The sequence below is a fragment of the Paraneptunicella aestuarii genome (assembly GCF_019900845.1).
GTDB lineage: Bacteria > Pseudomonadota > Gammaproteobacteria > Enterobacterales > Alteromonadaceae > Paraneptunicella > Paraneptunicella aestuarii.
In genome coordinates this window covers 164,856-181,260 of record NZ_CP074570.1, presented here as the reverse complement: position 1 = coordinate 181,260, position 16,405 = coordinate 164,856, and the positions used below count along the sequence as shown (strand labels likewise).

The window sequence follows — 16,405 nt, the reverse complement described above, 5'->3', positions numbered from 1 at the left end:
TTTATTTATTTAATCTAAATAGAATCGGACGGTGAAAAATTAAACCAGAAAAACAGCTACCAATTTAATGTTGTTACCGTTTGCTGTTCAGAAGAAGAAAAACCCATAAGTTCATCGATGAGAGAGTCTTCTCTCAAGATGACTTCATCGAAAGAATGCTCATGAAAATAGGCTTTGATTTGCTCAATACATTGAAAACAAATGGGGGTATCGCAACTTTCTTTGACCTGAGTAACGTTGCCTTGTGATTCTGTAGAAGCGAGATACATTCCACCTAACAAAGCATCGATAATTAGTTTCATTATGAATTCCTCTCAGCAACGCTATTCTACTCTTGGAAAATAGCGACCCAAAAAATTACCGTTGCAAAATGTAGCACACGCATTAGGAAATGACCAAAATAATTGGCTAAACATTGAGCATATTGATTTAATTTAATGAAATTTCGATGAAATAGATTAAAGATTAAGCGGATCAAGAAAGAGAAAAGTAGAAAATGAGACTTGCTATAAATCACTCTTGAGGCTTCACAGCCGCTTCCATGCGGCCGACGTTAAAGCATATCTAAATCAGATCACTCAACCGACAACGAGCCTTTCGAATTAGTCTTCAAATAGGTATAGCCCTTCAAGCAATCCTCGTAGAAGTCGATCCATTTAACCCCTTCACGCGGCTTGATTTGACCATTGGCAATACACTTATCAATCATGCGCTTCACGTCTTGTGCCATCGCATTAGGATTGTATTGCATTATCGACAACACATTACTCACCGAAGAGCCCGCGACCACTTCCTCGATGTAGAAATCTTCCGGATCGTCGTCGTAACTGTATATATGCACTTCGTTCAAACGGCCAAACAGGTTATGCATATCACCCATTACGTCTTGATAAGCACCTGTCAGGAACAAGCCAATATAGTATTGCTCATCCTCTTTCAATGGATGCATCGGAATGGTTTTACTGATCTCGCCATCACCGATGAAATTATCAATTTTACCGTCACTGTCACAGGTAATATCAACCAATGAACAGTTAATGGTCGGCTTCTCGTTTAATCGTGTTAGAGGTACAACTGGCAATATCTGATCGATAGCCCAGGTATCGGCGGCCGACTGAAACACAGAGAAATTCCCCAAATACTGAGAGGCTAATTGCTCTTCCAATTCCCACATCAGATCCGCGTTCACATCAACATTCAACTGACGCTTATCTAATTGCTTCAGTATTTGCCAGTATAGGGTCTCAACCTTCGCCAACTCACCCAACGACAATACATTCAGTTTGAATGCATTAATGGCTTGTTCTTTCCAATCGCTGGCATCGTTATACACTTCTTGCGAGTTGGGGTATCTATCCAGATTCTGCGCCAAATCACGAATATTATTCACGATTAAGTGGTCATCTTCACCAGGAGAAGTATCAAATGATTGATAGTTCGGTTTAATCTCACTCACCACTTCGGTCACAACACAGCTGTGATGTGCAGTAAGTGCGCGCCCACTTTCACTCACCAGTATTGGGTGAGGAACATCTTCCATATCGCACAGCTCCATCATGCCGTACACAATGTCACCCACATACTCTTCCATGGTGTAGTTACGAGAAGATTCACTGGTTGAATGGCTACCGTCATAATCGATACCCAAACCACCGCCAACATCAACGTACTCCAGCTTGGCGCCCAAATGATGCAGTTCTGAGTAAATTCGAGCACCTTCGGTCACAGCATCTTTAACAGCACGAATATCGGTCAACTGGCTACCAATATGGAAATGCAACAGCTTGAGGCAGTGCCCCATGTTGTTTTCATTCAGAAAATTAACCGCGCTGATAATTTCAGAAGTGGAAAGACCAAACTTGGCTTTGTCGCCGCCAGAACCTTCCCAACGCCCTTTTCCTTTCACAAACATCTTGGCACGAATACCAATTAGCGGCTCAACACCGATCTGTTTAGACAATTTGGTCAAGGTCAGTAATTCAGAGAACTTTTCGATAACGACAATGATCTTACGTCCCATCTTGCGTCCCATTAACGCAAGGCGCATAAACTCTTCGTCTTTGTAGCCATTGAGAATGGTCAGAGACTCAGCATTAGTGTTGTATGCCAATACGGTCAGTAATTCTGCTTTAGAGCCGGCTTCCAAGCCAAAGTTAAAGGGTTCGCCAGCATCAACTACCTCTTCAACCACTTCACGCATCTGATTGACTTTGATTGGGTATACACCCATGTATGAAGCTTTGTACCCAGCCTCATCCATCTTACGTCGGAAAGTTTTATTAAGGCTAACAACCTGAGAGCGCAAAATATCGTGGAAACGCACCACGATAGGCATCTGAATGCCTTCTTCTTTAATCTCTTCCAGAATTGCTTTGAAATCTATCCTGACATTGGGATTAGTGGGATCCGGGGTGATTTGCAAGTTGCCATTTTCACCGATTTCAAAATACCCACCACCCCAGCGCTTTACGCGATAGAGTTTCTCCGCATCTGCAATAGACCAATCCGTCATAAGCTTATTCTCCACCCCCAACCAACAATACAATCAGGACGCATATAATCAGAGTAAAATGTGCATAAGTATGCACACATAAAAAAGGGCGCTATTATAGTGCCCACCGATACAAAATCATATGGATTTATTTCATTTTAACGCAACAACCTGAGCATCCAGGAATGCATTTATCACATCCGCCATTTCAGGTATCCAGCGCAACACAATGACTAAGTCGTTTGTATCATCGACATAAATATAGTTGCCACCGAACCCAGTTGCAAAGTAAGCCGTTTTTGGAGCCTTGCTAATTCGTTTGTTAGTGTTCAACCACCACATGTAACCATAATCAGGACGAACCTCGGTAGGCACTGTGATTTTCTCAACCCAGTCAGCAGGTATCACCTGCTTATCTCCCACCTTACCATGTCGCAAAAATAACAAACCAAAACGCGCTTGATCTTCGGCACTAATAAACATGCCACCGCCAAAGTGACCACCACCTGAAACCGACTGCATCTTCTGACCATCTAATTCAATCCAGGAATTATGGTAGCCATGCCAGCGCCAAGTGTTAGACGCACCTATCTTATCCATCACTTCTCGGCGTAACACTTGTGGTAAGGGTTCACGGAAGACTTGCAAGAGCGCGTAAGCCAGCAAGTTTACTCTAACATCATTGTATTTAAAGTGGGTTCCCGCTGGGTAAAGTTCTCTGTTTTGCCATTCTTCTAATGACTTCCCTACCGGGCGGTCAGCCCAATCAGGCGTATCCCACAAAGTCCCCTGCCAATCTGAAGTTTGTTGCATTAGGTGATGCCAGGTAATGGCACGGTTTTTCCCGCTGTCGAACTTGCCATCCCGTACATAATTAACCACAGGGTCATGAACATCCTTAATAAGCCCATCGCGCAACGCAATCGCCACCAACGTGGACAAATAGCTCTTCACCACACTAAAAGTCATATCAACACGTTGGGTATCACCCCAGGAAGTCAGCACCTTACCATTCTTTAGTACCATACCGGCTGGCGTTTTCCTTGGTACAGTAGGCCCCAACACACGGTAATTCGGCTCTTTGGGAGTATAGTTATCGAGCAATACCTGATTCAAATCTTGCGGTTCTACAACCGTCTTTGAAATAGACAACTGCTTGGCTTGTTCCAGTTTTTCAGGATTAAACCCTGCTTGAGCAGGTGATATCGTCTGCCATTCGAATCGACTCGGAAAATACTCTTCGGCAAAACTTGTCGATGCAGCAAGTAAAAGAGAAAAGCTTAAAAATACAAAGATTCGGCGCATATACAGCATAATTTTGTTGATATCTTCCAGAACATACCTTCATTGTTACCTAAAAATGGCGACTTAAAAATGAAAAAGAAGCAAAATCCCTTCACATTCATCAGAAGCACATAGGAAAAGGCTCGCATCCCCTATAAAACCTACACAACAGGATTAAACGTGTAAGATAAGTATTTACTTACGCTATACATTAGCAGCACTAAAGTACTATTCCCGAGCCACGCCCAGTTATATATAAACGTCACCGGTAAATATTTACGGCATATCTACCAACAATTTCACTTATATATGGCTTAACAAGAATAGGTAAAACAATGAAATCAATTCGTCATGCGGTCGCTGTGGCATTGGGCACTACGGCGATTGCCGTTGCACCTGCCGCTTTGGGGCAATCCGCAGAAGAAGATAGAGTCGAACAAATTCGAGTAACAGGAAGCTACGTAAAAGGTTCTGAAACCTCGGAAGCAAATCCAGTCTCCATCTTCGATGCTAGCGAAATCAAAAATCTGGGCGCATATGACGTTTCCGAAATCGTGAGTCAAATCTCCGTGAGTAGCGGTGCTGAGAACCGACCGGACACGTTCACCAGTTTTTATAGTCAGGGTACATCGAACGTGAACTTACGTGGATTAGGGCTTTCATCCACATTAGTTCTTATTAACGGCAAACGCCAAACCATTAGCGGCGCGAAAGCACAAGACGGCAGTGTCTTTGTTGATACAGGCTCAATTCCCGCCATCGCCTTACAACAAGTCGATATTCTGAAAGAAGGTGCGGCTGCCACCTACGGTTCCGACGCAGTGGCGGGCGTTGTGAACTTCATGACCCGCAAGTCCTTCGATGGCATTCGCGTTGAAGGCTCGTGGCAAACCACCACCAGCGACAGCCAGCAAGACAAAAATCTGAGCGTCTTAGGCGGCTTTGACGTTGGCAACAGCACTCATGTTGTACTAGCTGGAACCCTATTACGACGCAGCAACCTGAACTCCAGAGAGCGTCCCGAACTGGTTAATCGTGCGATTAGCAGCCTGGGAAGCAGCTTTTCAATACCAGAAGCCGTCACCGTTGCAGACGGCCCTTATGCAGGTTCATACACTGCCGGTGAAAACGTGGCAGCACCCAACTGTGAATCTTTTGGCGGGATCATACTTCCTCAACCTAACGGCTCACGCTGTGGCTACCAATACGGTTTGCACTACAACGTGGTGAACGAAGAAGAGCGCGAGCAGTTTTACGTTTCGGTTAATTCTGAATTCGACAATATGGATTTGACAGTAACGGGTATGTACACCGACTACGATGTACTGGATAACTACACCGTACCATCCTATCCAAACCTGACCTTCCCAACGGTTTCTGCCGATCATCCAGACAACCCATTTGGCACAGATGTGGTTTGGCTAGGCCGCCCTTACCCATTCCTGGATCCAAGCACCACCTTACCAGCACCAAGGGAAAACAACACATGGCGCGTTGAAGCTGCATTAAAAGGCTTAACGGCTGGTGATTTAGAGTGGCAAACCTCTATTGCCTACAGCGGTAACGACTACAAAATCACACAGCCAGATCTATCACCTTCCAAGCTGGATTTGGCCGTACTTGGCATGGGTGGAGAATCTGGTGACTTGCTCTACAATCCCTTTGATCCTCTCGACAGCGACAACCTGTTGGTTCAAGAATGGGCAAAAACCGCTTTCTCCTCTGAAACCTCTACCAGCTTATTGGTTTGGGATGGTGTGATCAGTGGCGACTTAATGGAAATGGGCGCAGGCACAGCCAGCTTCGCAGTAGGCGCTCAAATTCGTCGCGAAACCTATGAAGTCGATCCAGACGATATTTCCGAGCTTCATTACGACGCCAACGGCAATCCCATCGCTAATGATTTTCTGTTTCTGGGCGGCGTGAATGTGGTTGATGAATCGCGCCAAGCCTACGCGGCTTTTGCCGAAGCTGAGATGCCTGTAGCAGAAGGCTTCGACGTAAACATCGCCGTTCGCTACGAAGAATTGGATACAGCCAGCAGCTTCGACCCCAAATTAGCCCTGCGCTATAAAATGACCGACGAGATGATTGTGCGCGCTTCTGTCAGCACATCATTCCGTGAACCTTCACTGGCACAGTTTTACGCGCAAAACGTAAACACCAAAGGCGTGCAAGACTTCGTTCTGGACACTAACGGCGACTTTGTACGTGATGAAAACGGTCAAATCATCCCTCGTGGGGGCACGTTGTTTATTCGCGAAACACAAAACGGTAGCCTGGATCTAAAACCGGAAGAAGCCACCAACTACAACCTGGGTGTAGTCTGGAATGGTGATTCATTACAAACCCGTTTGGATTACTGGCGTGTGGATTACAAAGACGTTATCACCATTGAAGATGCCAACGGCAAATTACTCGCAGACCCGGATGGATCAGACATTATTCGTCTTGACCCGAACGACCCAACCAGTGAATTGGCAGGCTTGTACACCAACTATTTCAACGCTGAAACCATCGACGCCAGCGGTATCGATTTTGAAGCCAGCTACGAGTGGGATTTAGCCGGTGGCTCGTTGGAACTTTCTACCAACATTGCGCATATCCTGAAATACGAGATCCCGCTCAATGGCGTGAATACAGACGTAGCCGGCTTATTCAACCACAATAACTTTGCTCGCTCCATGCCGGAAACCAAAGGTAATGTATCGTTGCAATGGCAAAACGATCGCCACAGTATCTATGCCCGCGTGAACTATGTATCCAGCTACACCAACACGCGTGTAGTACCTGAATCCACAGGTTTGACGAACAAAATCGACAGCTTTATGCCTGTTGACGTGCAGTACCGTTACAACATGGAATTAGGCGATGATTTAGCGGAGATTACAGTTGGATTTATCAACCTGTTTGATGAAGAGCCACCAGCGCTATACGACGCAGCAAACTTTAGCTACGACCCTAAACACCACGACCCTAGAGGTAGACTGTTCTACATCCGTGGCGCTTATACTTTCTAGTTAGAGTGTAAGAAAATCATGAACCCCATCCCGACCTTCCCCTTATTAAGGGAAGTTGGGAGGGGTTTCTATGCACTGGATAGAGTTCGTCATGCTGAATTTATTTCAGCATCTTTCTTAACTCCACATAGGCAAATCAAGATCCTGAAACAAGTTCAGGATGACGCCAATCCACTTAGCGACTCACCCACTCAGGCAAAACATCAACATGAGTCAACAACGGCGCCATCGCCTTGTAGTAAGGCTCCATCGCTTTACAGGTAGCGTTTTTTTGGTAGTTCACTTTCCAGGGATCATTAATCATGTACAAGGTATTATCAATAAAGGTCATACCTTCAATAGAGTAGTTATTCATCTTCTCCCAGGAAGGACAAGCATCATCCAGCGACTGAGCCAAAAATTCCATCTTCACCACAGTCGTCGGCTTTTTACGCGCCGTGTCTAAAATCCAGATTTGATTATCGTTCCGGGCAGCAGCGAATAAGAACCCATCTTTGTCGCTGGTAGGATAATAAGCCAAAGCATTAATTGGATGGTTTCCACCATCGTTGATCTCAGGCATTAATAGCTTGCTGTCGGCAACAACCGCCATTTCATCACGGTTCCAGAAGTCTTTATCTACATTAACTTCAAACACTCGCGCTTTACCCTTGGTATCTTTTTCCAACCCCAAATAAAGGGTTCGTCCAGCGCCAAATACCAGCCCTTCAATACCATCATTCGGTGAATTACCCACCTTGTATTCTTTTGGAAAACGCACCGCCTTAACATGCGTAATCATGGCTTTGGTGTCTGACACCAATTCAGCACGCAACAACAAGGTAGGGTGAACAGTAGAACCAGTATTACCGTACTTTCTAAAACACTCGTCTTTCAGAGTAAAACGATAAGCGTCTTCAGTTGCGATGATAAAGACTTTGTCATTATCAGGATCTGCCGCAACCGCTTCCAAATCAGGGCCATAGGAAAGATAACCGCTAAAACAGCCATTTTTCACTTCTTTAGATTGAACCAGAGAAATCGTTTCATCAGACATCTGCGCGGTAGCAGGATCAATAGGCAATAGTTGCAAACGCATGGCATGACGAGCACTACCATCACCAATACTCAGAATACGTCCACGCCAATACACCAAGGCAGAAGTTTGCGGATCTTCAACCACCTTACCTTCGCTGTTTTTTACCCAAATGCTTTTCATTTCAATGGGAGCATCTTGAAACACGGCAGCACTAGTCTCGTCTGCCAATACAGGAAACGTAAATAAGCTCAGTAATGAAAAACCTAAACCGGAAAAGCGCATAAAAGAAAAAGAGCCCTCGACCCCAAACAACCTGTTAATCACTGCTCCACTCCAACTAGTATGAGGTATGTACAAAAATCACGAGTCTACATGATGTTGATGACAATCTTAAGTTCATATCGTGCAAATTATGACAAGAGTAGTTATATCAACGTATAGCATATTCAATGCTATTCCTGCCTTGACGGGTGAAATGACTCAACTATTTTTAGTGTAAAAAACAGAGAAATTCAATGGAACAATCCGAAGCCCTGCAAATTGTACTCAAGCTGCTAGATTGGCCTTTCCTTCTCTTTATTCTGGTAAGCACTCTAATCTACGTAACCAGAAGACAGATCCGAAATCTGGTAGACCGTTCCAACCTGAAAATAACCTGGGGTGATAGATCTATTGAATTAAGCGATCTGGCAGATAATCTGGATCAAGATCTCGACCCAATAAAAGAAAGGCTAGATGCACTGGAAGAGCAAATGAAAACGATGGGAAAAACCACGCCAGACAAAGAAAAATTCACACAAAAAGAACCCACCGAATTAGAAATCGACAAGGTATTAAACGTGGCATTGAAAAATCCACGATTTAAATACAGAACCCTCGATGGCATCGCAAAAGACGTCAAAATCCCCAAAGACAAAGTACAACAAATACTGGGCTCTAACCCACAGGTACAAGTCCTTAAAGCAAGAGATGGTCGACAGCTATATGCCGCGTTCGACAAGCCTGCGCAGTTAGATAAGTAGAGCCACAGAAAATGGATTAACTTTCAGGCACAAGGAGACATAAATTAGCCTGAAACATTGACTTTACCCCCATCGCTGGTTAGCTTTCATGGCAAGCTATATACCCTAAGGCATCATCAAGGAAGTTCTTCTATGTCTCATAAAACACTCAATGACATTCCATACATGGAGACTGACGATTTCTATCGTCACTTTGTCAGTCAAATTGCCGAAGAAATAAAACAGTCAGAGCCACCAAAAACCATCGCGATTACTGGCTATTGGGGCAGTGGTAAAACATCCGCACTGGCACAGGTTTATCAAAAGCTCACCAATCGTCCTCCGCCGTTTAAAGGGGAAATATCAGACAATCAAACAAAAGAACATTTCGTTGGAATCTGGTTTGAAGCCTGGCGATATCAAAATGAAGCCCAACCCATCGTTGCCTTGTTGCATTCCATCAAGCAAGAGTTCACCCGTTTACAAAAGCTCAAAGGCAGTATGAAAAAACTGGTAGATGTGGCATTTCTGGGTTCACTCAGTATTTTTGACTCCGTAATAAAAGCGGCAACAGGCGCGCAAACGGATTTTAAAAACCTGCCCAAACTAGGGGAAAAATACGAGAAAGATAACTTACTGAGTATGTTGCCAACAGACATGATCCACTTGGCCTTACAGGAAGCTATCAGTGCGTTAGTAAAAGACAAAAAGGAAGGCAAACGCAAGCTGATCATCTTTATCGACGACCTGGATCGCTGCCAACCCGAGGCTGCATTAAAGTTATTAGAAGGGCTCAAGCTGTATCTCAGCATCCCCAATTGCGTCATTGTTATGGCGATCGACCAATCGCAACTTGAACAAGTCGTGAAAAAAGAACTGGGCGATAATGCCTCGCATCATTTTGTTGGCGTCGAATATTTAGAGAAGCTTTGCCAAGATGCCCACCGCTTGCCACTTATGTCGCAAGAACAGGGCGCAAACCTGATAGAAAAAGAATTAAATCAGATATTCAAACAGCACGAAAATGTTGTTGAAATTGGCGTCACAGCGAGTGAAATCAAAGATGTGGTTATGGAAAGCGCTTGCTTACCCGCTAACCCTCGCAGGGTAAAAATGACCATCAATAGAATGGCAAGCTACCTAAGAAACTGGAAGTATCAGGATGAAGCTCCCAATGCTCTGGCAGTGAAAGGCATTACACTCTTGAGCTGCTTGTATGTCAGCTACCGTCAAATCTACGAACAGTTAGAATGGGATATCAATTTCTATGACAAGCTTGATGATTTCACCAATGAGAGTTTCGAATTTGCCGACGAAGCAATTGAAAACAGTCCATTAGATGGCATCAGGCAGCCTAAACCATCAGTTGAATATATCGGGGTTCACCCCTCGTCCCTAAATATTTTTAGGCCACAAAAAATCATTCAGGATATTGGCCTGGCAGGCCAACAATCCGACTTTAAAGACGTATTAAAACAGCTGATCAGACTCTATAATGGTCATCAATAGTAACAAGAAGACGTATCATGACTGCACCATTTACCCCATTACCGCAATTTGTTGAACCTGATAGCAAACAATTTATCAAGTTACACAGCTCTCCGTTACGTCGCTATCTGGAACTATTACGTCAAGACACTCGTTTTCTGGATAACCAGGGCTTGGCTATGGATGATCAGGAATACACGGGTTCATCCAATAAAATCACGCTTGATTCCTTGTATGTCTTCCCCGCTGCATCGGAAAAACGCATAGACCCCGATGAAATTATCAAACTGAAAAAAGGCGAAGATAGAGAACAGTTAAACGATTTGTCTAAAGTGATTCAGGAAAACCCTCGTGTCACGCTGCTAGGCGACCCCGGCATTGGTAAATCAACCTTTATTCAATGGCTGTCTCTGTCACTGTCTCACACCAGTGAAAATACCGCCAAACGTTGGCTGGGCGAATTACTACCTGTCGTCATTACCGCAAGAAAGCTGCCCTTTGCAGGTAAAAAGAATACTGAAGACAGCAACTTTCTGGACACTATCATTAATAGCATGGGGTCTATCGGTGAACCTCTTAAAGAAAGTGAAGCTAATAGCACATTGCTTGACACATTTAAAACCGGGCAAGCCATTCTACTCGTCGATGGCATTGATGAAATCTCAACCGAAAAATCGCGCTGGTTATCATCGCAACTAAAAACCTTTTTAACAGAATATCCTGGCGTCCGCCTGATCCTGACAGCGCGCGTGGTAGGTTTTGATAGCTATGATTTTTGGCAGCTTTTAAAGTTACGTAAAAATATTGAAGATGAAGAAAGTAAATCTGAGAATACCCAATTATCAGAAAATGCTGATGATTCAGAATCTCTAGCATCGAAAATTAACGAGGGAATAACTGACTATCATACAAAAAGTCTTTACCCACAGTTTTATCTCGCGCCATTTGATCAAAACCGACGAGATGTCTATGTAGAAAACTGGACTAAGCAATATTTACCGAAGAAAAGCGATGCCAGAACCTTTTCGGAAACCTTGCGTAACACTTGTGCAGAAACGCCTTATTTGGATGCGCTAAGCCGTAATCCTGTATTACTGACCATGATCTGTTTTATTCAATGGCGGGTAGGACAACTACCTAATGGTAGAGCCGAATTATATCAACGCATTGTAGCTACTTACTTGGTAGCACTGGATCGTGCCAGAAAAACAGATATCGGTTTTACACCAGACAAAATGGCCTATGATTTTGACGATATCAAGCTTTGGCTGGGCAAGCTGGCTTGGCAAATGCAGTGTGGAGAGATTGTAAGTCAATCTCTTATGACTGCAGAAAAGGATCCTCAATTCGACGTTGTAGAGGAAGAGTTTCAAATTGAAGACTCAAACGGAAATATCTCAACACACTATACAACAGGCTTTCAGCAACGCTTAATTACTGTTTGGTACAGCGAACTTTTATCCTTTTTTGCTAGTCAATTAGCAGACTTAATTTGTGACTCATGCGAAGGCAATGGATTACCACAAGAAGCTATAGACGAAGCAAAAAAACTCATTACTTTTTTAAAGAAACGGACAGGTTTTTTAATCCCTAAAGGACAACAGCTAAATCCCGAAACCAATAAAACTGAAGAGTTCTTTTCTTTTAGTCACCTCTCATTTCAAGAATACTTTGCTGGACACTATTTAAGCCAGCAATGGAATGAATGGAAAGATGAACATATTGAGACATTTCAGAAAAGTACGAACGAAGAAAGCTGGATAGAAGTTTGGCAATTAGCTTTTGAGGAATCTTCTCGCACTCAACAAGCCAAAATGAAGGACGTTCTTTTTGCGGATATTGCTAAAGAGAAAAACATTCACACCAGGGATTTATTACACGTTAAAGTAATAATGAACCCCACTCTAAAATTTAAACTTTCAGACAGAAGCAAATCAATTCAAGAGTGTTGGAAAAAATTATCTTTCATCCCTGATTTCTATCATGAATCAAATATTTTAAGTTATACAAGATGTCTTTGGACATCTAACTTTAATTCAACCGATTATATGCTTGATGCTGAGATTAAAATATTGAAGTTAGGCAGTGCTTTCAAACCTGAGCATTTTGACAAACTACTCGCACTACCAACATTGACTGTGCTCGATTTAAGTAATTGTAATCTAAAAGATACTAGTCACTTTGCAGGTCTCTCCAAGCATAAAAACCTCGAAACGTTAATATTACGAAACAATGATATTGATGATATTTCACCTATTTGTAATATCAGATCACTTGAGCGGCTAGAGATTGGAAGTAATCATGTTGAGGACTTCACACCTATTTCCAACTTAAAATCATTAGAAGTGCTTTCTGTATTTAGTCAAAAGATTAAAAACATTGATTTTATTAAGCCTTTGAGAAAATTAAGAATGCTCGAACTTCAAAACAATAAAATTCAAGACCTATCGGCTATATCATCTCTTAAAAGCGTATTCTTTTTAAACCTTGACAATAATCAGATAGAAGATTTAACACCGCTTTCCTTATTAAAAGAATTACAATTCTTAAGAATCAACGGAAACCCAATTAAAAACATAAAACCACTTTTAAAGCTTAATCAATTAGGCCAACTAACACTAGATGAAGAGCAATATAACACGCTTGATATTGATTCTTTGAAAAAGACAAACAAAAACCTACGTATTTATACCAATTAATAAAAAATGCTTAACTTTTCCTGAAAATGAAACAACAAAAAGAATGCAAAGACACCAGACAATCTGCGATGAACTAACGAGTATCGACAAGGTGAGTCCCACCAGCGATACGCCTTTAGCCAAGCATAAGCTGATGGCGACGAATCCTTTTCGTTTTATGCGCGGTTCTGCCAGTTTGATGTATGCCGATTTACGTTCTGGCTTTGTATCTTTACCTGAATCCCTGAATAGCAAGCACTTGCGTACCTGTATTGTGGGCGACTGCCATATTTCCAATTTTGGTTTCTTCACCGAGGAAGGTTCTCACGGCGACAATGTGGTGTTTGCGCCCAATGATTTTGATGATGCTTGTGTCGGCAATGCCAGTTGGGATTTACTGCGCTTTTTGGTCAGCCTACATTTAACTGTGGATTATTGTCAGGGCTTGTTAGCTGGTGAGTATGTTACTGATGAGCTGGAATCACTGGATGACTTCATCGCCGCAAACAACGAAGAGCTCGACGAAGCTCAGGAAGGCTTTCTTGATGCTTATATTTGCACCTGTGATTTATTGATTGCTGACCCAAGCGGACGTCAGCGTGTATTGATGGATTTCCCCAAAGGCCATGTGCTGCGTAAATTCGCCGAAAAAGCCCGAAAACGAGCGGCAGGTGGCAAGAATTTCACATCCAAAAGCGCCTTGGCTAAAGCTATTCGTAATATGGAAACCTTTCCGGTTTTTAACCAACCTTCCGCTAAATTAAAGCCCGTTTCAGACGAATTAAAAAACGAGATTATTCATACCTTTAGTCCCTATGTGGACGACGCTATTTTGGATGTATCAGAACGCCTTGGTGCAGGAACGGGTTCTGTGAATATGGGGCGATATTATTTGCTGGTTGGCCCACAAGATTATGCGGGTATTGAAGATCTACCTCTATGCCATATTGTTGAAATTAAGCAGCAACGCGTGGCAGCGCCTGCGCAGCATTTTGCTGATGACAGCCCACTATGCAGTCCGGCAAACAGGCTGAATCCGGCGCACTTAACGGTAATGTGCCAACAGCGAATGCAACGCCGTCCCGATCTGGTGTTAGACGATATCATGTGGCAAGGCAAACACTGGTTAGTCCGTTCTCGTCATCACGCGAAAGTCGGCATCAAGCCTGAGCATATTGGCCTTGCCAAAACAGGTGAAGAACCCGGATTGGCTAGTTATGCCCGAACCTGTGGTGAAGCCTTGGCCTTAGCTCATTGTCGTGGTGATCGTCGCTCGACCCGGTTTGAACAATCCGTGGTAAACACTTTACCTCTGCATCAAGATCACTTAGTGTCTTTAGCCAAGACATATGCAGCACAATGTGTACAAGATTGCGCATTATTAAAGCAAATTATTGCTGACAGATAACTAATAGATAAGTACGACTAACACAAGAGCTAGCGCTCTATACGGAACAGGAATTTGTTTTGACGATGGATGTGAGCCAATCACCAACACTTCCCGATATCATTTGCGGCCCCATGGTGCGCCGCCTTACCACATCAGAAATGGTGATTTGGTTAGTCACGTCCAAACCTTGCAAGCTCACACTGAATGTGACATTCCGTAACACTGGCGAAGAGTACGAACAAACGCTAGTGAGTTCTCAGTCAGACGATCATCTCAGTGATTGCCAGCAAATTCAAATAGGCGAACATGCCTTTGTTCGCTTGCTACACATCAATTTCGAGCGGCCAATCAAACAGCTCTGTGAACTCGAATATGATGTCTTAATCGACGACGACAAAACCCCACTTAAAGAGCGCTTACACCATCTGGTTTATAACGACGAAGCTCGTCCCAAAGTGGTGTTTAAAGATCATATCGACAGTTTACTGCATGGTTCTTGTCGTAAACCTCACTTTTCCAGCAAAGATGCCTTGGTTCGCGTGGATGAATTAATTGCATCCCATAGCGACGATTATGCACGCCCAGCGTTGATGATGATGGCTGGCGATCAAATATACGCCGACGATGTGGCAGGGCCTTTGTTGGTTGCCATTCACCAGATTATCCCGCTCTTGGGATTGTTTCCGGAAGAACTGGAAGGCGCATTGGTTAACAATACCGATGAGCTGATGGCGCACCCTTTTAATTACTATCAGCGAGCGGAACTGCTCCCTGATGAAGATTACAATGAAGTGGTTGAAAAGCGCTTTTTTAAAGGCAAACGCAAGCCTATCTTTACTTCAGCTCATGCCAAAAATCACTTGATTACCAGCGCAGAAGTCTTTGCCATGTATATGCTGACCTGGTCGCCAGTGTTGTGGCGCTTTGTCGATTTAGACAAACATAATGTGCCTGAAAAATATCAGGAACTTTATGCGAAAGAAAAGCAACATATCGAAGAATTTCGCGACGATTTACCCCATGCACAACGAGTTTTCGCTCACTTACCCGTGTATATGATCTTCGATGATCATGATGTCACCGACGACTGGAATCTGACCCGAGGTTGGGAAGAAGCGGCCTATAACAATCCTTATTCTCGCCGTATTATCGGTAACGCCTTGCTTGGCTATCTGATCTTTCAAGGCTTGGGCAACAATCCCAAATGTTTTGCGCCCTTATTCCGTGATCATGCAAATTGGTTCACTGAAACAAGCTTACAAGGCCATGATGAACTGATTTCGACTTTACTCGACTGGGACGACTGGCAATTTGAACTGGATACCACGCCTAAATTGATCGCACTCGACACCCGCACTCACCGTTGGCGCTCGGAAGATAGCATGTCGCAACCTTCCGGTTTAATGGATTGGGAGTCGCTCAACCATTTGCAACAAACCATTATTAACGAACCCAAGGTGATCATTGTGTCAGCCGCACCTATTTTTGGTGTGAAGGTGATTGAAGTAATACAGCGCATTTTCACGTTCTTTGGTGGTGCTCTTGTGGTTGATGCCGAAAACTGGATGGCTCACAAAGGCACGGCGTCGGTCATCTTGAGTATTTTTCAGCACAAGAAAAGCCCCAACGACATCATTATCCTGTCGGGCGATGTGCATTATTCTTTTGTTTACGATGTAAAACTGCGTTTTAAACAGGGTGCGCCACGCATTCAACAAATCACCTGTAGCGGCATTAAAAACAGCTTTCCTGAAAAGCTGTTGCGTATCATGGAAAAACTTAATCGCTGGTTTTACGGCAGAATGTCGGTACTTAACTGGTTTACTCGACGCCGAAAAATGTCGATTAGAGCAAGGCATCCCAAAGGACACAAACTACAAACGCTGGTTAACAAGAGTGCGATTGGCCTGATCCAACTCACCCCAGACACTTCTAAAGCAGAAGTAAAACTACTGTGCCACGATGGTACTGACGTAGATTTCTCCTGACCAGGATTGTCTCATCCACCCACTTTCTGTCTGAAACACTGCAGAAA

At 43.6% G+C, this 16,405-nt stretch carries 10 protein-coding genes; 6 read left to right on the top strand and 4 right to left on the bottom strand.

The window, feature by feature from the left end; translation table 11 throughout:
• Positions 1–56 precede the first annotated feature (56 nt).
• The 3 genes from KIH87_RS00780 to KIH87_RS00770 all read right to left on the bottom strand — a co-directional run bounded on the left by KIH87_RS00780 (position 57) and on the right by KIH87_RS00770 (position 3,796).
• On the bottom strand, positions 57–302 hold the full coding sequence (locus tag KIH87_RS00780) for a DUF6482 family protein (protein ID WP_232359638.1): 246 nt from the start codon (positions 300–302) through the stop codon (positions 57–59).
• Between the two features lie 272 nt (positions 303–574).
• Positions 575–2,512 carry a biosynthetic arginine decarboxylase gene (gene speA / locus KIH87_RS00775; RefSeq protein WP_232359637.1) on the bottom strand — a complete coding sequence of 646 codons (1,938 nt, stop codon included), beginning with the start codon at positions 2,510–2,512 and terminating at the stop codon, positions 575–577.
• Between the two features lie 132 nt (positions 2,513–2,644).
• Positions 2,645–3,796 (bottom strand): serine hydrolase domain-containing protein, encoded by a 1,152-nt coding sequence (locus tag KIH87_RS00770; RefSeq protein ID WP_232359636.1) that lies wholly within the window; start codon positions 3,794–3,796, stop codon positions 2,645–2,647.
• 314 nt (positions 3,797–4,110) lie between these two features.
• Here KIH87_RS00770 and KIH87_RS00765 point away from each other — a divergent pair, with 314 nt between their 5' ends.
• On the top strand, positions 4,111–6,795 hold the full coding sequence (locus KIH87_RS00765; protein ID WP_232359635.1) for a TonB-dependent receptor domain-containing protein: 2,685 nt from the start codon (positions 4,111–4,113) through the stop codon (positions 6,793–6,795).
• 175 nt (positions 6,796–6,970) lie between these two features.
• On the opposite strand, the gene KIH87_RS00760 is transcribed toward KIH87_RS00765, so the two are convergent.
• Complete coding sequence (locus KIH87_RS00760; RefSeq protein WP_232359634.1) at positions 6,971–8,137, bottom strand: hypothetical protein; 1,167 nt, start codon at positions 8,135–8,137, stop codon at positions 6,971–6,973.
• 191 nt (positions 8,138–8,328) lie between these two features.
• Here KIH87_RS00760 and KIH87_RS00755 point away from each other — a divergent pair, with 191 nt between their 5' ends.
• The 5 genes from KIH87_RS00755 to KIH87_RS00735 all read left to right on the top strand — a co-directional run bounded on the left by KIH87_RS00755 (position 8,329) and on the right by KIH87_RS00735 (position 16,358).
• Positions 8,329–8,835, top strand: a complete 507-nt coding sequence (locus KIH87_RS00755) for a hypothetical protein (protein ID WP_232359633.1) — start codon at positions 8,329–8,331, stop codon at positions 8,833–8,835.
• Positions 8,836–8,967: 132 nt separating this feature from the next.
• Positions 8,968–10,323, top strand: coding sequence for a KAP family P-loop NTPase fold protein (locus KIH87_RS00750; RefSeq protein WP_232359632.1), 1,356 nt, complete (start codon positions 8,968–8,970; stop codon positions 10,321–10,323).
• A gap of 17 nt (positions 10,324–10,340) precedes the next feature.
• Entirely contained in the window at positions 10,341–13,001 is a 2,661-nt protein-coding gene (locus KIH87_RS00745; protein ID WP_232359631.1) for a leucine-rich repeat domain-containing protein, read from the top strand.
• A gap of 43 nt (positions 13,002–13,044) precedes the next feature.
• Entirely contained in the window at positions 13,045–14,388 is a 1,344-nt protein-coding gene (locus tag KIH87_RS00740) for a DUF2252 family protein (protein WP_232359630.1), read from the top strand.
• Between the two features lie 65 nt (positions 14,389–14,453).
• On the top strand, positions 14,454–16,358 hold the full coding sequence (locus KIH87_RS00735) for an alkaline phosphatase D family protein (protein ID WP_232361402.1): 1,905 nt from the start codon (positions 14,454–14,456) through the stop codon (positions 16,356–16,358).
• The last annotated feature ends 47 nt before the right edge of the window (positions 16,359–16,405 follow it).